General features: G+C 42.2%; 22 protein-coding genes and 1 tRNA gene. 10 read left to right on the plus strand and 13 right to left on the minus strand.

The genetic code is table 11. The features are described 5' to 3' along the window. Positions 1-10: 10 nt before the first annotated feature. On the plus strand, positions 11-1,342 hold the full coding sequence (gene argH / locus HDC92_RS04400) for an argininosuccinate lyase (protein WP_183872582.1): 1,332 nt from the start codon (positions 11-13) through the stop codon (positions 1,340-1,342). Between the two features lie 2 nt (positions 1,343-1,344). Here the strand turns inward: argH and HDC92_RS04405 are convergent, their stop codons facing one another. Together HDC92_RS04405 and HDC92_RS04410 are read right to left on the minus strand one after the other, a co-directional pair. Next, positions 1,345-2,925, minus strand: coding sequence for a peptide chain release factor 3 (locus HDC92_RS04405; protein ID WP_015809999.1), 1,581 nt, complete (start codon positions 2,923-2,925; stop codon positions 1,345-1,347). A gap of 80 nt (positions 2,926-3,005) precedes the next feature. Then, a complete protein-coding gene (locus tag HDC92_RS04410) occupies positions 3,006-4,343 on the minus strand; it encodes a DUF6600 domain-containing protein (protein ID WP_183872584.1) in 1,338 nt (445 codons plus the stop codon). A 320-nt stretch (positions 4,344-4,663) separates the two neighbouring features. Here HDC92_RS04410 and HDC92_RS04415 point away from each other — a divergent pair, with 320 nt between their 5' ends. Next, positions 4,664-5,377 carry an SAM-dependent methyltransferase gene (locus HDC92_RS04415; protein ID WP_015809997.1) on the plus strand — a complete coding sequence of 238 codons (714 nt, stop codon included), beginning with the start codon at positions 4,664-4,666 and terminating at the stop codon, positions 5,375-5,377. Here the strand turns inward: HDC92_RS04415 and nadD are convergent. The 3 genes from nadD to HDC92_RS04430 are packed head-to-tail and all read right to left on the minus strand — an operon-like array spanning position 5,374 to position 7,395. Then, on the minus strand, positions 5,374-5,946 hold the full coding sequence (nadD, locus tag HDC92_RS04420; protein ID WP_015809996.1) for a nicotinate (nicotinamide) nucleotide adenylyltransferase: 573 nt from the start codon (positions 5,944-5,946) through the stop codon (positions 5,374-5,376). The two genes, HDC92_RS04415 and nadD, sit on opposite strands and share 4 nt — an antisense overlap. 9 nt (positions 5,947-5,955) lie before the next feature. Further along, positions 5,956-6,525, minus strand: coding sequence for a guanylate kinase (gene gmk / locus HDC92_RS04425; RefSeq protein ID WP_015809995.1), 570 nt, complete (start codon positions 6,523-6,525; stop codon positions 5,956-5,958). 6 nt (positions 6,526-6,531) lie between these two features. Continuing rightward, positions 6,532-7,395: a YicC/YloC family endoribonuclease gene (locus tag HDC92_RS04430; protein WP_183872728.1), complete on the minus strand. Its 864-nt coding sequence runs from the start codon at positions 7,393-7,395 to the stop codon at positions 6,532-6,534. A gap of 110 nt (positions 7,396-7,505) precedes the next feature. On the opposite strand from HDC92_RS04430, the gene HDC92_RS04435 reads away from it, so the two are divergent. Further along, positions 7,506-8,219: a hypothetical protein gene (locus tag HDC92_RS04435; protein ID WP_015809993.1), complete on the plus strand. Its 714-nt coding sequence runs from the start codon at positions 7,506-7,508 to the stop codon at positions 8,217-8,219. Here the strand turns inward: HDC92_RS04435 and rnc are convergent. Genes rnc through HDC92_RS04450 form a run of 3 tightly spaced genes read right to left on the minus strand, consistent with a single transcriptional unit; the run spans position 8,216 to position 10,472 of the window. Continuing rightward, positions 8,216-8,944 (minus strand): ribonuclease III, encoded by a 729-nt coding sequence (gene rnc / locus HDC92_RS04440; RefSeq protein ID WP_015809992.1) that lies wholly within the window; start codon positions 8,942-8,944, stop codon positions 8,216-8,218. The two genes, HDC92_RS04435 and rnc, sit on opposite strands and share 4 nt — an antisense overlap. A 9-nt stretch (positions 8,945-8,953) precedes the next feature. Beyond that, a complete protein-coding gene (gene fabF, locus HDC92_RS04445) occupies positions 8,954-10,207 on the minus strand; it encodes a beta-ketoacyl-ACP synthase II (RefSeq protein WP_183872586.1) in 1,254 nt (417 codons plus the stop codon). A gap of 28 nt (positions 10,208-10,235) precedes the next feature. Further along, complete coding sequence (locus HDC92_RS04450) at positions 10,236-10,472, minus strand: acyl carrier protein (RefSeq protein WP_008241990.1); 237 nt, start codon at positions 10,470-10,472, stop codon at positions 10,236-10,238. A gap of 157 nt (positions 10,473-10,629) precedes the next feature. Between HDC92_RS04450 and HDC92_RS04455 the strand changes: the two genes are divergently transcribed. The 4 genes from HDC92_RS04455 (at position 10,630) to HDC92_RS04470 (ending at position 13,597) form a co-directional block, all read left to right on the plus strand. Continuing rightward, entirely contained in the window at positions 10,630-11,049 is a 420-nt protein-coding gene (locus HDC92_RS04455; protein WP_015809990.1) for an IPExxxVDY family protein, read from the plus strand. Positions 11,050-11,191: 142 nt separating this feature from the next. Beyond that, positions 11,192-12,622 (plus strand): pyruvate kinase, encoded by a 1,431-nt coding sequence (gene pyk, locus HDC92_RS04460; protein WP_015809989.1) that lies wholly within the window; start codon positions 11,192-11,194, stop codon positions 12,620-12,622. A gap of 48 nt (positions 12,623-12,670) precedes the next feature. Beyond that, positions 12,671-12,758 (plus strand) — tRNA-Ser (locus HDC92_RS04465). A gap of 143 nt (positions 12,759-12,901) precedes the next feature. Then, positions 12,902-13,597 (plus strand): LytR/AlgR family response regulator transcription factor, encoded by a 696-nt coding sequence (locus HDC92_RS04470; protein ID WP_015809988.1) that lies wholly within the window; start codon positions 12,902-12,904, stop codon positions 13,595-13,597. A gap of 60 nt (positions 13,598-13,657) precedes the next feature. On the opposite strand, the gene HDC92_RS04475 is transcribed toward HDC92_RS04470, so the two are convergent. From HDC92_RS04475 to HDC92_RS04495, 5 genes are all read right to left on the minus strand, one after another. Next, positions 13,658-14,389, minus strand: a complete 732-nt coding sequence (locus HDC92_RS04475) for an MIP/aquaporin family protein (RefSeq protein WP_183872588.1) — start codon at positions 14,387-14,389, stop codon at positions 13,658-13,660. A gap of 33 nt (positions 14,390-14,422) precedes the next feature. After that, the gene (gene glpK / locus HDC92_RS04480) at positions 14,423-15,913 is read right to left on the minus strand and encodes a glycerol kinase GlpK (RefSeq protein ID WP_015809986.1); all 1,491 of its coding nucleotides are present in this window, start codon (positions 15,911-15,913) and stop codon (positions 14,423-14,425) included. Between the two features lie 144 nt (positions 15,914-16,057). Then, positions 16,058-16,234: a hypothetical protein gene (locus HDC92_RS04485; RefSeq protein WP_015809985.1), complete on the minus strand. Its 177-nt coding sequence runs from the start codon at positions 16,232-16,234 to the stop codon at positions 16,058-16,060. A gap of 137 nt (positions 16,235-16,371) precedes the next feature. After that, positions 16,372-17,016, minus strand: coding sequence for a porin family protein (locus tag HDC92_RS04490; RefSeq protein ID WP_015809984.1), 645 nt, complete (start codon positions 17,014-17,016; stop codon positions 16,372-16,374). 246 nt (positions 17,017-17,262) lie between these two features. Next, positions 17,263-17,871 (minus strand): porin family protein, encoded by a 609-nt coding sequence (locus tag HDC92_RS04495; RefSeq protein ID WP_015809983.1) that lies wholly within the window; start codon positions 17,869-17,871, stop codon positions 17,263-17,265. Positions 17,872-18,284: 413 nt separating this feature from the next. Between HDC92_RS04495 and HDC92_RS04500 the strand changes: the two genes are divergently transcribed. Genes HDC92_RS04500 through HDC92_RS04510 form a run of 3 tightly spaced genes read left to right on the plus strand, consistent with a single transcriptional unit; the run spans position 18,285 to position 21,438 of the window. Then, positions 18,285-19,991 carry a glycoside hydrolase family 3 protein gene (locus tag HDC92_RS04500; protein WP_183872590.1) on the plus strand — a complete coding sequence of 569 codons (1,707 nt, stop codon included), beginning with the start codon at positions 18,285-18,287 and terminating at the stop codon, positions 19,989-19,991. Positions 19,992-20,000: 9 nt separating this feature from the next. Next, complete coding sequence (locus HDC92_RS04505; protein ID WP_183872592.1) at positions 20,001-20,657, plus strand: TatD family hydrolase; 657 nt, start codon at positions 20,001-20,003, stop codon at positions 20,655-20,657. 1 nt (position 20,658) lies between these two features. Next, positions 20,659-21,438, plus strand: a complete 780-nt coding sequence (locus HDC92_RS04510) for a ThiF family adenylyltransferase (RefSeq protein ID WP_015809980.1) — start codon at positions 20,659-20,661, stop codon at positions 21,436-21,438. The last annotated feature ends 46 nt before the right edge of the window (positions 21,439-21,484 follow it).

The following is a 21,484-nucleotide window of genomic DNA, read 5'->3' on the forward strand; positions in this document are numbered from 1 at the left end:
AAAGAGATACATGAAGATCTGGCAAAAAAACATTGATGTAAACAAGGATATTGAAGCTTTTACAGTAGGCAAAGACAGGGAACTGGATTTACAGATGGCGGCTTATGATGTTCTGGGCTCACTGGCGCATGTAGAAATGCTGGAAAGTATTGGCTTACTTACTGCAGCAGAACTTGCTGAAATACAGAAAGCGCTTAAAAATATATATGCAGAAATAGAGGCGGGTAAATTTGTTATTGAAGATACAGTAGAGGATGTGCATTCGCAGGTAGAGTGGCTGTTGACCCAGCGTATAGGTGATGCCGGTAAAAAAATCCATAGCGGACGTTCGCGTAACGACCAGGTGCTGGTTGACCTGAAATTGTATTTCAGAAGCTGTATTGAAGAGATGGTGGGCAATACTGCTGTGTTATTTGCACAGCTGATTGAGCTGAGCAATACCCATGCAGCTAAATTGTTGCCGGGGTATACCCATTTGCAGATTGCAATGCCTTCGTCCTTTGGTCTGTGGTTTGGTGCCTATGCAGAAAGTTTGGTTGACGATATGGAGCTGATGCTGGCAGCCTGGAAGGTATGCAATAAAAATCCATTGGGTTCGGCTGCGGGTTACGGTTCTTCTTTTCCTTTAAACAGGACGATGACTACTGAACTGCTGGGTTTTGAACGCTTAAATTACAATGTGGTGTACGCACAGATGGGCAGGGGCAAAACGGAAAGAATCCTGGCCCAGGCCATGTCGGCCCTTGCCGCATCGCTGGCAAAAATGGCCATGGATGTTTGTCTGTTCATCAATCAGAATTTTGGCTTTATCAGTTTCCCTGATGAACTGACTACCGGATCGAGTATTATGCCGCATAAAAAGAACCCGGATGTGTTTGAGCTGATCCGCTCACGTTGTAACAAGATCCAGGCCTTGCCCAATGAAATTGCAATGATGATCACTAACCTGCCTTCCGGCTATCACCGCGATCTGCAATTGCTAAAGGAAAATCTTTTCCCGGCTATGGTTTCTTTAAACGAATGCCTGCAGATGACTACTTATATGTTGCAAAACATTAGGGTTAAAGATGGGATACTGGATGATAAAAAGTATGCTTACCTGTTTAGCGTTGAGGTGGTGAATGAACTGGCTTTAAAAGGTGTGCCTTTTAGGGAGGCATATAAAATTGTTGGTGAGAGCATTGAAAATGGCTCGTTTAAGCCTGAAACACATATTAACCATACCCATGAAGGCAGCATTGGCAATTTATGCAACGCAGAGATCACCGCGATGATGGATGAGGTATTGTCGCAGTTTAAGTTTGAACAAACACATCAGGCGATAGAGAAATTGCTGGCTTGATTTTATTTGAACTCAGATGTCTTATGGAACTCAATATCCGGGTAATCCCGCATGGTCATGTTGATCATGAACTCATTGTCGGCCAGGTAAACCGGGTTGCCATCTTTATCTTCGCCAATATGCTGCTGTTTTCTTTTCAGAAACTCGGCCAGCTTGGTTTTGTCTTTTGAGGTTACCCAGTTGGAGCGGGTATAGCTCAACATCCTGAAAGCGGCTTTGGCGCCATATTCATGTTCCAGGCGGAAAGCGATAACCTCAAACTGAAGTTCTCCTACCGCACCCACTACTTTACGGTTTCCGGGCTGCATGGTAAACAATTGGGCAACACCTTCTTCCGTGAGCTGTTGTATGCCTTTTTCCAGCTGTTTTGTTTTTAGGGGGTCTCTGTTCTCCAGTTCCTTAAATATCTCGGGAGAGAAGCTGGGAATGCCTTTAAATTGAAGTTTTTCCCCTTCTGTAAGCGTGTCCCCGATTTTGAAGTTTCCACTATCGTATAAACCCACCACATCACCTGGCCAGGCTTCTTCTACAATACTTTTTTCATTGGCCATGAAATCCATAGGGTTAGAAAACTTCAGCTTTTTGTCCTGACGGGTATGGTAATAGAATTTATTGCGTTCAAATTTCCCGGAGCAGATCCTTAAAAAAGCAATGCGGTCGCGGTGTTTTGGATCCAGGTTGGCATGGATCTTAAATACGAAACCAGAGAAGTTCTTTTCTTCTGCGGCTACTTCACGTTGCTCGGCCTCACGGCCTTTTGGACTTGGGGCGATGTTGATGAAGGTATCCAGCAGCTCTTTTATCCCGAAATTGTTAATGGCACTGCCAAAAAATACCGGGGCCAGCAAACCCTCAATGTACATGCTCTTATCCAGGTCGCCATAAACCCCGTGTACCAGTTCCAGGTCTCCTTTAAGGCCTTCGAGTTCTTTTGGCTTTAAAAATTTGGTCAGGTTATCATCGTTCAGGTCGTTTACCTCTATTACGGGTTCACTGATCTTTGTTTTATCGGGTTCAAAGAGGTTTAAATGTTTGTTGTAAATGCTGTATACCCCCTTAAAGGTGTGGCCCTGACCAATTGGCCAAGATAAAGGGCAAAGGCTGATGTTTAATTTGTGCTCTATTTCGTCCAGCAGGTCAAAAGCATCTTTACCTTCACGGTCCATTTTATTGATAAAAATGATGACTGGTGTATTGCGCATCCGGCATACCGACATCAGTTTTTCTGTTTGTTCCTCTACACCCTTCACACAGTCGACCACCAGGATTACACTATCTACGGCAGAAAGGGTGCGGTAAGTATCTTCCGCAAAATCCTTGTGCCCGGGTGTATCTAAAATATTGATGCGCTTATTCGCGTATTCAAACCCCATTACAGAAGTAGCTACAGAAATGCCACGCTGTTTCTCAATTTCCATAAAATCGGAAGTATTGCTTTGGTTGGCCTTGTTGCGTTTTACAGCACCGGCGGTATTAATGGCCCCGCCAAAAAGCAGGAATTTCTCTGTTAAGGTTGTTTTACCGGCATCGGGGTGACTGATGATGGCGAATGTTTTTCTTTTTTCTATTTCAGGGTGAATCATAGCGGCGGCAAAGATAACTATAATATAAAAGAAAAACCGGCTATTGTAATAGCCGGTTTTTCAGTAATGAATTGGTTCGGTTAACTCCTGCCTCCGCGGCTTGGTCGTTCAGCTCCTCTGCCACCTTGTTCGCCGCGGCTTTCAGAACTTCTGGCCGGAGCTGCACTTTGTTGAGTCCGTTCCGGTCTTTGGTACTGAGGCTGGGCCTGTGGCTGCTGCGGTCTGCTTTCCTGACGTTGTGGTTGTTGCTGTCTTTCCTGCTGACGCGGGGCTTCCGGCCTGTTTTCCTGACGCTGAGGTCGTGCCTGTGGTTGAGGACGCTCCTGACGCTCCTGACGTTGTTGTGGGGCCGGCTGAACTTCCTGTGGCCTTTGTGCAGGAGTTTCTCCTGAAGGATTTTGTCTTTCTATTCGCTGTGGTCTTGTTGAGCCGTTGTTTTCCGGGCTTCCTGTTCTTGATGGCCTGCCATTATTTTCATAAATAGGTCTTTCGCCCCTGTTTTGAGGTGTAGTTACGCCGTTTTCACGGTTATCGGGTCTGTTACCCTGGTTGTCTACACGGTTACCCTGGTTGTCAATTCTGGAAGGGCGCCCGGACGATGATCCGTTGCTTGCCGTTCCGCGGTCTCCTCTTGGTGTGGTATACCCTTCTCCTCTGATGGCTTCCCGTGGTTTGGCATTTACATTGGAACTACCCCTGCTTGGCCTTGGCGTATAGATGTCAACACTGTTGCCATTTATGTTACTGCGGCTTGGCCTGCCTGTGGTATTTACATTATATACTCTTACATCTCTTCCGGTTGCACGTCTGATGTCATCGGCCCTTGGGCCAGTGTAATAAGTACGGCGGTTATTTACGTAAGTATTGTTAATGATGGTCGTGTTATGGATGATGGTCACATTTCTGCGGGAATAATATCGTGGAAAGCTATCGTAATAGATATTCCTTTGGGGGATAAATACCCACCACAGATCGGGGATGTTAAGGTTGATATTGATGTTCATTCCAGGGCCCATCGGCGCCCAGCCATAATAGCCACCACCACTTCTCCAGCTTACCCATGCAGGTCCCCATGTGGTATCAGGAATCCATATCCATTGACCGTAACGGTTGTAAACCCATCTTCCATAGTGAAAAGGCGCCCAGCCCCAGTCGTAATTGGAAACCCAGGTGTTACCGTACTCGGTCATTGCCCAGCGGCCATTGGTATAATAAGGCCTGAAATCGCCTTGTTCTACATCAGGTCTCCAAACGTACCCGTATTGCGGATCCTGTATCCAGGTACCATAAGGCGACAGTTCATCATAAAACGATTGGAGCGAAACATCATCTCCCTGCGCCATAACCTTTTGTGCTGCACCGGTGAACATGAGCAGCAGCCCAAGTACAATTGCCGGTAATTTGATCATGTTTTTCATTTGTGTGTGTTTAATTTGTGTGTGTGTTTAATTTACCTAACGTTTTTTATTATATCAATTTGAGTTCCAAAGATTCCCATAAGTTTAATCTATCTATTAAAATATTACATTGTCATGTTTGTTTTATGCCTAATTATATTGGTCTGATACCAGATGTGGCAGATTTTAATTTATAGTTAGGCATAAAACAATTTACGTTTTTTCTTCCTGATAACGCTGATTTATAACCTAAGATTACCTGCAGACTACAGTATTGTGACGGGAAAGCTGGGCTTTACGGTAATATTTTTCTTCTTTTGCAGGTAAAATCAGAATAACGAATGACAAAAGGAACCTTATTTCTTATCCCAGTTCCCCTGGCGGAAAATGCTGCACAGAAAACTTTTACCCCATATCTTGGAGATACCATAAATGCCATTTCGACTTATATTGTTGAGAATGAGAAAACGGCGCGTAAATTTTTAAAAGAGGCGGGATTAAAAATACAACAGAGTGAGCTGGTTATTCACGATTATGGCAAACACAAGCGTGGAAATTCTATGGTACCTTATTTTAAAGAGCTGATGACCGGTATGGATGTCGGTCTGATGAGCGAGGCCGGATGTCCGGGGATTGCCGACCCGGGTGCAGATGTAGTAGCCGAAGCACACAAAAGGGGAATTAAGGTAGTGCCCCTGGTTGGGCCAAGTTCAATTCTATTGGCCCTGATGGCTTCAGGTTTTAACGGGCAAAGCTTTACCTTTCATGGCTATTTGCCAATTGATAAGGCTGAAAGGGCAAAAAAGATCAAAGAACTGGAGCAATTGTCGCAAAAGAACAGGCAAACGCAACTTTTTATTGAAACACCCTTTCGTAACAATCACTTGTTTGAAGATATCCTGAAGAATGCTTCCGGACAAACACAATTGTGTGTAGCCTGTAACTTAACCGCTGAAGATGAGTTTGTGAAGACTTTGCCGGTAGGGCTGTGGCGTAAAGAACGTATAGACCTGCATAAAAAACCAACTATATTTCTGTTGTATAAAGCCAGCTAACGGTACATATTTTTGCTGTCTATAAAGGACAGTACCTTATCCGGAACAAAGTACTGGAGGTTTTTACCCGCAGCAATTCCCTTGCGGATAAAGGTAGAGGAGATATCCATTTGCGGGGTATCGGTAATTTTAATAGCCGGATGTTCTGCCCACTCACTGATGTCAGCACCCGGCCGCGGGTACACATAGATTTCATAATGCTGCAAAATGACCTCATAATTCTTCCATTTTTTGAAAGAGGAAAGGTTGTCTGCACCCATAATTAAGGCAAATTCTTTTCCAGGATACTTTTCCTGCAAATGCGTAAGGGTATCAATGGTATAAGAAGGTTGTGGCAAGTTGAACTCTATATCGCTTACTTTTATATGGTCTGCATTTTCAGTAGCCAGTTTTGCCATTTCAAGCCTGTCGTACATGTTAGACAGGCCATTTTTATTTTTTAATGGATTGTGCGGAGAAACGACCAGCCAAATTTCTTTAAGTTCCGTAAAGCCGGCCATATACCCGGCGATAACCAGGTGGCCGGTATGAATGGGGTTAAAGGAGCCAAAAAAAAGACCGGTTTTCATCAGCAAGTATTATTTTTTTATAAAATCCCCTACCAGTTTTTCTGCTTCCAGACAGGCTGTATGCAGGTCAAAGTTGTTAAGGATAACGTCAAATTTATCGGCATAAGCCAGTTCTTTCTCTGCTTTAACAAAGCGCTCCTGCAGCTTTTCGGGGCTATCGGTACCCCTGCCCCTTAAACGTTCTTTAAGTACAGCTAAGGATGGGGGTTGTACAAATATAGCTAGCGCATCATTTTCATATTTACGTTTTAAGCGCAAGCCACCTTCTACATCAATATCAAAAATGACATGTTTGTCTTCATCCCAGATGCGCTGGATTTCAGACCTCAGGGTGCCGTAAAAAGTTCCGCTGTAAACTTCTTCAAACTCTACAAATTCCTGGCGCGCAACTTTGTGCAGAAAATCTTCTTTGGTAATAAAATAATAGTCTTTTTCATTTTTCTCGTCCCCGCGCAACTCCCGGGTCGTTGCTGATATAGAAAAGCTCAATGAAGGGAATTTCGTAAGCAAATGTTTAACGATGGTGGTTTTGCCTGCACCAGAGGGAGCAGAAAATATAATCAGTTTACCTTGTTTCATCAGGGCTTACAAAACGTTTAATAATTGTTCTTTAATTTTTTCCAGTTCTTCTTTCATGCCAACAACCAGCTGTTGGATCTGTGCATCGTTGGCTTTAGCGCCCATGGTATTGATTTCACGGCCGATCTCCTGAGAGATAAAACCCAGCTTTTTACCATTGGCATCTTTGCTTTTCAGGGTTTCGATAAAATAATCGCAATGACTTTTTAACCTGATCTTTTCTTCAGTGATGTCTAATTTGTCGATATAATAGATCAGCTCCTGCTCTAAACGGTTCTGATCTATGTTCAGCTTACCTACATTTTCCTCTAAAAACTGGTTCAGGCGGCTCCTGATCTGCGGGATCCTGAGTGGTTCCAGCACTTCAATCTGGCCAAAGAACTCCAGGATATTTTTGATCCGCAGCTCCAGGTCTGTTTTCAGGACGTTACCTTCTGTTTCCCTGAACTGGTTAAAACTGGCCAAAGCCTTGTTAAAGGTGTCAAAAAGGATGACCCAGTCGTTCTCACTTACTTCATCTTCGGTGTAACTGATCACTTCAGGAAAATTGAGTACAGCCTGTAAAAGATTAGTTGAATTTGCACCCAGACTGGTATTGATGGCTTCAAGCTGCCTGTAATACCTGCTTAGTAAAGCGGCATTGATGCTGGCTCCTTTCAGGGCTTCTTCCCCACGTTCAAGATTGATGGAAACGCTAACTTTTCCGCGCTCAATTTCTTTGCTGCAAATGTTACGGAGCAGCAGTTCCTTATCCGAAAAGGCTTTTGGTAGTTTTAGATTGAGTTCTAAAAACTTACTGTTTAAGGATTTTATCTCTACAGCAAATTTTACATTTTCATGATCTGCAGAGGCCAGGCCATATCCTGTCATTGATTTTATCATGTGCAAAGATATAATTTATTGGCTTTTCCTGCCTATTTAACTTTTTTTAACTAAGGTATTTGACAAACAATGGTTAATTTTACGTTTATATATGACCTATGTTAAAATTTAACCGTCTACATATTCTTCTGTTTTGGGCATTTTTTCTTTTCTTTTTGCCGGCAGCTTTTGCACAGGACTTTTTACTTGGGGGTGTTGTTTTCGAAAAAGGGACTTCCAACCGCATCGCGGGTGCTGAGGTGATCAATAAAAGAACGGGATATAAAGTAAGCAGTAGTGACTTTGGGCTGTTTCAGATCAGGGCCGGTGTAGGGGATACCCTACTTGTAATTAAAGCGAATTTTTCGGATGCCGAAACAGTTGTATCATCAAATAAGGACATCCTGGTTTATCTTACTGGCGGACGGATGCTTAAAGAAGTGAACATCACCGGACAGACCAAGAAACAGGAGCTGGATGAACTGAAAAGGGATTATAAGGATAAAGGATCTTTTTACCAGGGTAAGCCACCTTTTCTTTCTTTTCTTTTTAAACCCCTAACTGCTGTTTATGAGTTGTTTGGCCGTACCCCAAAAAATGCGAGGAGGTTTGGCCGCTATTACGAAACCGAGCTGCAGCAAACGCAGATAGATGGGTTTTTTAATGAGTTTTTGATTCAGAGCAATACAGACCTGAAGGGGAAAGACCTGGAAAAATTTATGCTGGATTACCGGCCTGAATACGAAAAGGCGAAGAACTGGGCCCAGTATGACGCCATTAAATACATCAGGGATTCCTATAAGAAATACACCGATACACTTAAAAAGAATTAGATAGAAAGTGCTTCGCAGGCTTTTTCTGCAGCCAGCTTTTCGGCATTTTTCTTGTTGTAATCACGGCCAATGCCATAGCTTTCTCCTTCAACAACAGCCTGGATGGTAAACAACTTGGCGCTTTCACCTTCCTCATTTTCCATCATGTCAAAGGTAATGTCCTTGCCATGGCGCTGGCACCACTCGATCAGTTTACTTTTAAAATTGGTCTCGGTCAGTTCAAGGGTATGAATGTCAATGTAAGGTTTCACAATTCTCTTCAGCAGGAACTCACGGGTAAAATTGTATCCTTTATCCAAATAAACAGCACCAATAAGGGCCTCAAAAGCATCGCCAAGCATAGAATGATGCTTGGTTTGTACATTCACCGCTTTTTGATCAAATACAATCAGCTGATCGAAACCCATTTTTCGGGCAAGCTGATTTAAATTGGCCCTGTTTACAATTTTAGAGCGCATTTCTGTCAAAAAACCTTCTTCTTTATAGGGATAGCTTTTAAATAATAATTCTGCAATTACAGAGCCCAGAACAGCATCTCCTAAAAACTCGAGCCGCTCATTGCTGCTCCTGCTTCCGTTTTTTAAAATTTTTGCCACAGACCTGTGCCTGAATGCCATTTTATATAAGGTGGCATTTCCCGGCACAAAGCCTAAAATGTTTTTTAACTTTCTTATAAAGACTTTATCGGCTGAAAGATAAAGCTTATACAGGTCAAATAATGGCATTAATTATGTTTACTCTTCGTATTTTTTGAAAATTACAGACGCATTATGACCACCAAAACCAAATGTATTGCTCTGAGCAGCACGAATGGTACGTTTTTGCGCCTTATTAAAAGTGAAATTTAATTTTGGATCACATTCAGAATCATCGGTAAAGTGATTGATTGTTGGAGGCACAACATCATTTTTCACTGCAAGTATTGCAGCAATGGCTTCTATTGCGCCGGCAGCACCCAATAAGTGTCCTGTCATCGATTTGGTTGAACTGATGTTCAGTTTGTAGGCGTCTTCTCCAAAAAGATCTACGATGGCCCTGCTTTCAGATATGTCGCCCAATGGGGTAGACGTACCGTGAACATTGATATAGTCAATATCAGCCGTAGTGAGCCGGGCATCGGTTAAGGCATTTTGCATGACCATTCTGGCACCCAATCCTTGCGGGTGAGGTGCTGTAATGTGATTGGCATCTGCACTCATCCCTCCGCCAACCAACTCGGCATAGATCTTGGCCCCGCGTTTTTTAGCATGCTCCAGTTCTTCCAGAATGATGGTTCCTGCACCTTCGCCGGCAACAAAACCATCACGGTCTTTGTCAAATGGCCTGGAGGCTGTTTTAGGATCATCGTTTCTCGTAGAAAGGGCGTGCATGGCATTAAACCCGCCAATACCAGCTTCATTGATAATGGCTTCCGAACCACCGCTGATGATCACATCACACATATTCAGGCGAATATAATTGTAAGCGTCGATCATGGCATTTGTAGAGGAAGCACAGGCTGAAACCGTAGCGAAATTTGGTCCCCTTAGTCCATATTTTATAGAGATATGGCCCGGAACAATGTCAATAATTACTTTTGGAATGAAAAAAGGATTGATACGTGGTGTACCATCGCCTAAGAAAAAGGCTTTCATTTCATCCTGAAATGTTTTAAATCCGCCAATACCAGAACCCCAGATTACACCAATACGATTGGTGTCTAACTGTGAAAAGTCGAAATTACCATCTTTTACAGCCTCTTCGGTCGCTACTAAAGCGTATTGAACAAATGGGTCTAATTTGCGGGCTTCTTTTTTATCCAGAAAATCTTCCGGATTGAAATTTTTAAGCTCGCATGCAAATTTTGTCTTGAACTTTGAGGTATCAAAACCGGTAATAGGGCCGGCACCACTCAGCCCATTCACCAAACCATCCCAGAACTCTGGGATGGTATTGCCGATTGGAGTGAGCGCACCTAGCCCTGTAACTACTACTCTTTTTAATTCCATTTATACGGATTATACGGAAACCGTATTTTTACTTAACGTTTTTCTCTAAGTAAGCAATTGCCTGACCAACTGTGCCGATAGTCTCAGCCTGATCATCAGGGATTGCTACATTGAATTCTTTCTCAAACTCCATAATAAGTTCTACTGTATCCAAAGAATCCGCACCCAAGTCGTTAGTGAAAGAAGCTTCTGGTGTAACTTCGTTTTCATCCACACCTAATTTTTCAACGATAATAGCCTTAACTCTTGAAGCAATATCAGACATAATGTTATAATTTAATGGTTAAATAATTCAGTGCAAAGAAAAATAAATTCTTACACATTTCAAATGTTTTTATTTCTGTACCAATTTTAATGTTTTTATTTTGAACATCAATGTAAAATTAGTTTTATAATTTCGTATTTCCGTAAAATATTCTGTTTTGAACAAAACTTACTTAAAACTTTCACTAGACCTCGACTTTGTATTAATTGCCATCACTGCCTCTTTAAAGGATTATGTACTGTGCCATAAAATCAATACCAGTCTGAATTTTGGGTTTGAAAAGATAGATGACCATGAAGTTTATTTCAATATTGATGAAGAGCCGCTTGCCTTTTCCAAATATTATTTTTTTGTGGAGCAGGGCGAAATTGAATACTATCTGATCAATAACAGAAATGCTGAAGGTTTTTTAATTCCAGAGATGAATAAGGTTGATTTTTTTATGATTATCCATCAATATATTGACAAGGAAGACCTGAATTTTATCATTGGAGGTTTGAATAAACTTGCTGATATTCAGGTAGCTGCGCAAATAGAGCCGTCCAAATTAAGATCGAAAGAAAATTTGATAATGTAAATTTTATATTGAAGGTGTACAAAATACACTATATTTGGATTTACATAACCAAACAGATAACTTTAATAAATCAGACTAGCATCAGTTTTCTGTATCAAAAAACGCTCGTTTTGTTGGTCTGTAATAAAATTTAAATAACTCAATGAAACCATTTCATTCTAGAACAAAAATCGTAGCCACTTTAGGCCCCGCCTCAGCTAAACCAGACGTTTTATATAGTATGTTTAATGCCGGACTGGATGTTTGCCGTTTAAACTTTTCTCATGGTTCACAGGCAGATCACCAGGAGGTATTGGATACCATTCGTGGCCTTAATGAAAAACACAATTATAATGTTGGGATCCTTGCTGATCTTCAAGGGCCGAAAATAAGGATTGGTATGGTGAAGGACGGTGGTATTCAGCTGGTTAATGGAGCGAAAACCATTATTACCACTAAGGAGTGCATTGGCAACGAAGAACGCATTTACATCACTTATGAGTCTTTTCCGAAAGATGTTAAAGCTGGCGAGATCATCTTATTGGATGACGGTAAACTACAGATGCGGGTATTGGAAACAAATCATCAAGATGAAGTTGTTTGCGAGATTGTTCATGGTGGGATACTAACTTCCAGGAAAGGTGTGAACCTGCCAAATACCAAAGTTTCTATTCCATCGCTTACAATAGAAGACCGTAAAAATCTTGAATTTGTTCTCGAAAACGATGTAGAATGGATCGGGCTTTCTTTTGTACGAAATGCTGAAGACATCATAGAATTAAAGGATATCATTAAAGAACGCGGAAAATCAGCCCGTGTGATTGCAAAAATTGAGAAACCGGAAGCGATTGCAAATATTGATGAAATTATTGCTGTTTCTGACGGGATTATGGTTGCACGTGGTGATCTGGGCGTTGAAATGCCAATGGAAGAAGTGCCTTTGCTGCAAAAAATGATTGTTCAGAAATGTCGTGCTGCTTCAAAACCTGTAATTGTGGCCACACAGATGCTGGAAAGTATGATCACGACACCAAGACCAACACGTGCCGAGGTAAATGACGTAGCCAATTCAGTATTGGATGGGGCAGATGCAGTAATGCTGAGCGGGGAAACCTCTGTAGGTGAGTTTCCGTTGATCGTTATTGAAACCATGCAAAAGATCATTCAGAACATCGAGCAAAACAATTATCCTTTTCATCCTGAGAAATTCCTTAAGCCTAAAGCAGAGAGCTTTTTAAGTGATGCAGTTTGCGATACTGCCTGCTTCCTGTCAAAACAAACCAATGCAGTTGGTATTGTTTCGATGACACTGAGTGGCTATACCGCTTTTGAGATCTCGAGTCACAGGCCAAAAGCCCACGTTTACATTTTTACAAGTAACAGAAGCCTGTTAAACAGTCTGAGTTTACTTTGGGGGGTTCAGGGCTTCTTTTATGACAGGTTTGAGAGCACTGATGAAACCATACAGGATGTGAATGATTTGCTCAAAGCGAATAAACTGATCAAAAGCGGTGATGTGATTATCAACACAGCGGCTATCCCGATGGAGCGTAAGGGCAAAACGAATATGCTAAAAGTTACGGTTATTGATTAATATACTTTAACAATCAATTTTTTTTCTACTTTTGCATTCCGCAAAAACGGAGAGTTGTCCGAGTGGTCGAAGGAGCACGCCTGGAAAGTGTGTATACCCCAAAAGGGTATCCAGGGTTCGAATCCCTGACTCTCCGCTGAATAAATAAGGGCCCAACATTGTTGGGCTCTTACATTTAAGCCAATTGTCTTTTGCCCTACCCGCTTTTTTGTTCAATTCGTTCAAGATTATAATATTCTGTGTATTATCTCTATTTTAGAGCAATCATTCCCGATCAAAATGAATTGCTTAATTGTAGATGACAATATTATAGCGCTCGCTGTGCTCAAAAAGCTGATCAGTATGGAACCGACACTGACAGTGGTGGGGGAATGTTTTGATGCTGTTGAAGCTTACAAACAAATTCAGACAAAGGAAGTAGATATCTTATTTCTAGATATAGAAATGCCGGATATGAGCGGCATAGAACTGGTGAAAAGTTTAGGCGATAAACGGCCAATGGTTATCTTTACTACTTCTACAATAGGGTATGCCGCTGAGGCCTTTGACCTAAATGTGGTTGATTTTCTGATCAAGCCCGTTAGCCCTGCGCGGTTTCTGCAGGCGGTAGAAAAGGCAAAGCGGGTGTTGCTTACCAAAGGTTTGTCTGTTGCGGATAAAGAAGATGAGTTTGTGTTTATACGTGATTCCAATGTGGTGCGCAGAGTTAAGGTGAGCGATATTTTATATATGGAGGCCCGGGGTGATTATGTCAGGATCAACTTGACCGATCATACCTATTCCATCCACTCTTCTTTAAAATCGGTAGAAGAAAAATTATCTAAAAATATGTTTCTGAGGGTACACCGCTCATTTATCATCAATGTCGGAAAAATAGATACCATTGAGGGCGGAACACTGATCGTGCACCGCAATATGGTTCCTGTATCGGATGCTTATCGGGCAACTTTATACAAACGGATGCAAATCCTGTAAATGATTACCCATAAAAAAAGGCGGCCAGTAAATTGGCCGCCTTTCAGGTATTCTGGTGTGTTAAATTTTAATCCATAAATAAAGCATAGCAGCCAGCGCACAACCTATTACGGGGCCAATTACCGGGATCCAGGCATAACTCCAGTTATTGCCACCTTTACCCGCTACTGGCAATAGGGCATGCATAATTCTTGGTCCCAGATCTCTTGCCGGATTAATGGCGTAGCCGGTGGTACCGCCCAGCGAAAGGCCGATTACCCAAACCAGTAAGGTTACCGGCAATGCGCCAATAGAGCCCAGTCCAATGGGGCTTTTATCTGTACCCATTTCGGCATTTGTAAAATGAAAGATGACAAAGATGAGTACAAAAGTGCCAATGATCTCGCTGATCAGGTTAGATACCGTATTTGGAATGGCGGGGCCGGTACAAAAGGTAGCCTGTTTTGCCCCTTTATCTTCAGTGCCGGCATAAAAATCTTTAAACAATAGCCAAACGAGGAAAGCCCCCGACATAGCGCCTATAAATTGAGCCGCAATATACATTGGTGCATTGGCCCAGGGAAATTTTCCGGCAATGGCCAGTCCAATGGTTACGGCTGGATTAAGATGGGCGCCACTATAGGGTCCGGCGATAACCACGCCTACAAATACAGCCAGGGCCCAGGCGGTGGTAATCACAATCCATCCACCATTGTTGCCTTTGGTTCCTTTCAAAACCACGTTGGCAACCACCCCGTTGCCCAATAAGATCATAAACATCGTGCCGAGCACTTCGGCTGAAAAAGGTGACATGTTGATTCGGTTTAAATTTGGTTTATAAATTAATTAATTCTCGGCATTGGCTTTTGCGGCTTTTACTGCCCTGTTCCAGCCTTTTATACGTTCAGCAATGTTATCGGTATTGCCTGCATTAAAATTCTTGTCAATTTTCCATTGTCCGCTAATGTCATCCATGCTGTTCCAGTAGCCTACAGCCAGTCCGGCCAAATAAGCAGCCCCCAAAGCGGTTACTTCCGTTACTTTCGGACGGATTACTGTGGTATCCAGCAAATCGGCCTGGAACTGCATCAATATGTCGTTGCTGGTTGCCCCGCCATCCACACGTAATTCTTTAATGGCATGTCCTGAATCAGCTTCCATAGCTTTAAGCACTTCCATGGTCTGGAAAGCAATACTTTCGATTGCTGCTCTGGCAAGGTGTGCAGCAGTAGTTCCACGGGTGATACCGGTTATGGTTCCGCGGGCATCCTGGTTCCAGTGTGGTGCACCCAGACCGGCAAATGCAGGTACCAGGTAAACACCACCTGTATCCGCTACCTTTAATGCCAGGGTTTCTACTTCGGCCGAAGAGCTGATGATGCCCAGCCCATCCCTTAGCCATTGTACAACTGCCCCGCCAATAAAAATACTTCCCTCTAAAGCATACTGTACTTTGCCATTTATTTTCCAGGCTATGGTGGTTACCAGGTTGTTTTGCGAAACAATGGGTTTATCGCCGATGTTCATGAGCATAAAGCAACCTGTTCCATAAGTATTTTTAACCATTCCTACTTCAGTACACATTTGTCCGAACAGGGCGGCCTGCTGATCACCGGCAATGCCGGCAATAGGAATTTTTGCGGCAAGTACATTTCCTGTGGTCTCCCCGTAAACTTCACTTGATGATTTGACTTCAGGGAGTATATTTTTAGGGATGTCAAAAAGATCAAGCAGTTCCTGGTCCCAATCCAGGGTATGGATGTTATAGATCATGGTCCTGGAAGCATTGCTTACATCTGTAACATGTACCCTGCCATCTGTAAGTTTCCAGATCAGCCATGAATCTATGGTACCAAAAGCAATATCACCAGCTTCAGCTTTGGCCCTGGCTCCTTCTACGTTATCAAGTATCCATTTGATCTTGGTGGCCGAAAAGTAGGCATCCAGTATCAGCCCTGTTTTTTCCTGTATTTTTTTCGCCAGTCCTTTGGACTTCAGTTCATCACAATAGGCAGATGTACGCCTGTCTTGCCATACTATGGCGTTGTATAAAGGCTCTCCGGTTTTTTTATCCCAAAGTACCGTTGTTTCACGCTGGTTGGTGATGCCGATAGCAGCAATGTCTGGTGGGGTAAGGCTGGCTTTTACAATCGCTTCGGTAGCTACTGCAATCTGGGTAGACCAGATTTCGCTGGCATTATGCTCTACCCATCCAGGTTGAGGATAGATCTGTTCAAACTCCTTTTGGGCGATTGATACAATACTTCCTTCCTTATTAAATACAATTGCCCTTGAACTTGTGGTTCCCTGATCAAAGGATAAAATAAACTTGCTCATAATTTATAATTGCAATAATGTGTAACAAAACGTAAGTATACGGAATCATTATCGAAAGTAAAAGATACAGACAAAAAAAAGCATCCGGTACCGGATGCTTTTTGGAAATAGATAGGAATATATTATCCTCACACACAATAAGGATCAATTGTTTTCACGCTTGCGCTGGTTGTCTCTGTTAGAGGTCTGATCGGAACGTTGTCCGCCTCCGTTTGAAATGCCTTGCTGTTTTTTGTCTTGTTTAGCATTGTGGAACACCCGGTCTGATGTTGGTCTGCCCTGTTCATTACCAGTATGTTTTTGATTGGGTTGATTTTTCATAGTTACAGATTATTTGATAAACAGATCTTTCTTTTTTATAACAGGCTATATAGAAATATGTTTTAAAAAAATAACCCCGGCACTGATTACAGTAACCGGGGCGTTTCCATAGGGATTATGGAAGGGATATAGGATCTTTAAAATGTATAACCAAGCGATAAGGCAAAACCACTGTTTTTAACTTTATCCTGATTTACATTCTCTTTAAATGCTCTTTGGAAGTCCATCGTGTACCTGCCATTTACGTTGATGTTAGGTGTAATGGCATAACCAAGCCCTATGGCAGCTCCGGCAATAGATTTTTCAAAGTTTTCCTTGCTGCTGCTGGACACAATTTCATTGCCATTGGATTTGATGGTTGATTTCTGGTCCAGTAAAAAAGAAACCTGGGGTCCTGCAAAAACAGTTAATTCGGGGCTGGCCTTATAACCGATCAGTACGGGAATATCAATATAAGATACCTTACTGTCAAATTCTCCGGTATTACCTGAGACTGTTTCTTTTAGTTTTCCACCTTTTTGTGTAAAGGTTGCTTCTGGCATAAAAGCAAAATTTCCGCCCATCGGCAAATCAGCGTAGATACCTGCCTGGAACCCTACCCGGTAATCTGTTGAATACAGTTGGTCTCCAAATTGTACCTTACCCATTTTCATCAGGTTGGCACCTGCCTTAATACCAAATCTCATCTTGTCATTTGCTGCCCTTTGTGAGGTTTGGGCATCTGCCCTGAAAGCTAAACTTCCTGCGGTTATACCCAGTGCTATAATGAATAATCGTTTCATAATTTCTGTTTTAAAATGGATTAAAATTCGAGATATGTATGGTAATAACCATGCCAGAAATGGCTGTATTTAGTGTTTTTAAGGGGTTGTTTTAGTGGTTAAACTGCTGATATTCAATGATTTTAACTTGTTGTTTCTGCCAATGTTTACCGGCCCTGCCAGATTTTTTTCGGGTGTATTAAATCTGGGACAGCTCCATTAAAAAAGCCGCCTTAGGGGGCGGCTTTAAATGGAGTTTGTAAGGGTTTAAAATTTTATTCCAAGCCCTACAGAGAACACCTGGTTTTTATATTCAGGGGTTTCTCTGCTTCCATCTTCATTGTTTTTCTGGAAGTCCAGTGCATAACGGCCATGGATGTCGAATTTCTCGTTGATGTCATACCTGAAACCGATTAAACCACCAACCAGGCTTTTTTTGAAACGGTCTGATTTATCTTCGATAATCTGTTGCTCAGTAGACCCGAAACCGCTTTCAAATTTGTTCTTTGTCGACATTAAAAACGATACCTGCGGCCCTGCTACAAGGTTTAATCCGCTGCCACCCAGGTTAATGCTGGCCAGAATCGGTATGTCGATAAAACTGGTGGTTTGTGTAAAGTCGCCAAACACCGTTTCCGCTTTATATCCCTTGGTAGAATAAAGCAGTTCAGGAGTAAAGGCAAGACCAGTGATTAAAGGGATATCTAAAGTTACACCTGCATTAAACCCTGGATTTACTTTTGTTTTGAAATCGTTATTGCCATCACCTTTAATGATGTTTGGAACATTTAATCCTGCTTTAACACCCAATTTGATCTGTGCGCTGGCAGCAGTTGCTGCAAATAGGCCAATGGCCAAAATAATTACTTTTTTCATCTGTATATATTTTAAGTTAATGTAATAAGCTGGTTTTATCAGCAGATATCAGATCGCTTTGCCAGCTTTGGTGGCTCATCCCACCGCTAGGGGTATGTGAAAGAAATGTGCCAAAGCCTTATATTTCTACTGTTATAATTTGTTAAAAGGACAAGAACCAAGTTTGTACACAAGTGGTTAGATGTTTTAACATGCATTAACTTATATTTCATTTAACGGGAGCTGTTGTCAGAATTGTATCAAATTTGATACAATTGCTGCCAGGAACTTGTAAAAATTCTTTTAACCCATCTAAAACAATTATCACTATCAAATTTTGCCGAAAAGGATATTTGAAAGGAACAGAAATGCCTGCCCGAAGTGTAAAAATGGAACTTTTGCTTAACTTTGAAGTTTAACCAATCCTCACACAAATGAATGTTAAGCATTTTTTTATAGCGACTTTACTTTTAATAACAACAGTATTTACTGCACAAAGCCAAACAAAAACATACTTACAAACACTGCAGGAACCCAACCACTGGGTAGATTCTGTATTTAAAAAACTGAGCAAACGACAAAAAATTGCCCAGCTTTTTTTTGTCAGGGCGCATACCAATTTTGGGAAAGCTTTTGAAGATTCTATAGGTAAAGTAATTAAAAAAGAACGCGTTGGTGGTCTGGTATTTTTCCAGGGTGGTCCGGGCAGGCAAGCCATTTTAACCAATACCTATCAATCACTGGCCAGGGTACCTTTATTGATTACTTCTGATGGGGAGTGGGGATTGGGCATGCGTTTAGACAGTACCATTTCTTATCCTTACCAGATGGCGTTAGGAGCAGTACAGAATAAAGACCTGCTGTATAAAATGGGCCTTGAAGTTGCCAAAGATTATAAAAGAATTGGTATGCACATGAACTTGGCACCTGATGTAGACGTAAATAATAACCCTAAAAATCCAGTGATCAATTTCCGTTCTTTTGGCGAAAACAAATACAATGTAGCTACAAAAGCGGCTGCGTATATGAAGGGCATGCAGGATGGCGGCCTATTGGTGAGTATTAAACATTTTCCAGGACATGGAGATACGGATGTAGATTCGCACTACGACCTGCCCCAGCTAAATTTTACCCGGGCACGTCTGGATAGCCTGGAGATCTATCCCTTCAGAGAACTGATCCGGGAAGGTGCTGCAGGTGTAATGATTGCACACATGAACATTCCGGCATTGGACAATACCCCGAATATGCCTTCTACTTTATCTAAACCAATTGTAACCGGATTGCTTAAAGAAGAACTTGGGTTTAAAGGAATTGTGATCTCGGATGCGATGGGCATGAAAGGGGTGGTAAAAAATTTTAAAGATGGTGAAGCTGATGTAATGGGCATTATTGCCGGCAACGATATTTTAGAATTGTCTGAAAACAGTGCAAGAGCCATAAAGCTCGTGCGTAAAGCCGTAAGAGCAGACAGGATCAGTATGGAACAGATCGACGCAAGTGTAAAAAAAATCCTTACAGCTAAATATTGGGCAGGTTTAAATGTTAAACAGAAAGTTGATGAAAATAATGTCGTAGCCGGGGTGAACAGACCAGAAAGCCTGGCATTGCTGCAACAGCTGGCCGATGCCTCTATGACAGTTTTAACAGGTAAAGACAACATCAAACAGCTAAGTGCAGAGAAAAGGACAGTTATCATTAGCGTCGGTACACCAGAGGTTACCACCTTTCAGCGCGAACTGGGTACTTATTATAAAAATTCGGTTTTTTATACGCTGGATAAAAATGCATCAGCCAGCCAGATTGCAAAGGTGCTGCGCGAGCTGAAAGCGTTTGACCAGCTGATAATAGGTATCCATGATACGCGTTTACGTCCGGGTAATGGCATGGTGTTGAGCGCCGACCTGAAAATGTTTATTAAGGATATGGCCTTGAGCAACACTGTATTTGCTTTATTTGCCAATCCCTATAATTTGGCCGCCTTACCTGGTTTAGAGCAAAGCAAGGGCCTTATAGTTGCCTATCAGAAAGAAGACTTTATGCAAAAGGCTGCAGCTTCAGTAATTAAAAATCAGCTGGATGCTACCGGAAAACTGCCGGTTACAGTAAACTCCTTTTTTAAATACGGCGACGGATTGTAATATTGGGTTTTGCAGTTTTTAGATATCCATACGCATGATGAAAGCAGGGATGCCGGAGTTGAAAGTATCCTGAGTCTTTCTGTGACCGGGGATATCCCGCAAATACCGCTTAATGGCCGCTTCGTTTCAATAGGATTGCATCCCTGGTTTGCTACACTGGAGCACCTGGATGCTGATTATAACAGGCTTGCCACACTGGCAAAAAATCCCGAGGTTAAACTGATCGGTGAATGTGGCCTGGACCGGTTAAAAGGGGAAAAGCTGGAAAACCAACTGATCATTTTAAAAAAACAGATGAAGCTGGCAGAAGAGCTTGGCAAACCGGTAATTTTGCATTGTGTAAGGTGTTTTGACGAATTGATGGCGCTGAAAAAAGAGTTGAAACCGACCGTTCCACTTATTGTTCATGGGTTTAATAAAAGTGAGGAGCTGGGCAGGCAACTGATGGACAAAGGGTTTTACCTTTCTGTCGGTAAAGCCATTTTGAAGCCCCATTCGGGTGCCGCGGCCCTGCTTAAACAAACTGATGTTTTCTTTTTGGAAACGGATGATGCAGGTTATGGAATTGAAGAAATTTACAGGACAGCAGCAAATTTAAAAAACACTACTGTAGAAGCGCTAAAAGCCCTTATTTTTGCCAGCTGGAAAAAAATAAAGCTTATTTAGCATGTCTGATTTAAACTGGTTGTCGCGCTCAGCTTTGCTGGTCGGAAATGAAGGAATTGATATTTTGCAGCAAAAGCACGTGCTGGTAGTGGGCCTTGGTGGGGTAGGCTCTTTTGCTGCAGAGTTTATGTGCCGGTCGGGTATAGGTGAGCTTACGATTGTTGATGGAGATGTGGTTGATCCGAGCAACAGAAACAGGCAATTGCCTGCCCTGTCTACGAACCATGGGCTAAGCAAGGCCGATATCATGAAAGAACGTTTACTGGCCATCAATCCGGATCTGAAACTGCATGTCGTAAGAGATTTTTTAACCCCTGAAAAATGCCGGGTGCTGATGGATCAGCACTTTGATTACCTGATGGATTGTATAGATAGCATTACCCCAAAAGTTACCCTGCTGTCCAAAGCACTGGAAAAAGATATGCCCATTGTAAGTTCGATGGGTGCGGGTGGAAAACTAGACCCTACCCAGCTAAGGGTAACCTGGCTGCCAGATACCTATCAATGTGTTTTTGCCCAGTATGTACGGAAAAGGCTGAAAAAACTGGTCAATTATGATAAGGTGAAAGCTGTCTTTTCTACCGAGGCCGTTGCCAAAAGTTCGCTGGTGATGACAGATGGCAGCAATTTCAAGCGTTCTGCGTATGGTACCATATCTTACCTGCCCGCTGCTTTTGGTGGGGTTTGTGCATCAGTTGCGATCAGGGATTTGTTGAAACAGCCCATAACCATGGCAGAACGGCCACCAAGAATTGCTTCAAAAAAGAAGAAGAAGGTTTGATCAGGTAGATTTTATCTGAGGATGTTGTAAAATATTAATAGCTTTA

This window comes from Pedobacter sp. AK017, assembly GCF_014200825.1.
GTDB lineage: Bacteria > Bacteroidota > Bacteroidia > Sphingobacteriales > Sphingobacteriaceae > Pedobacter > Pedobacter heparinus.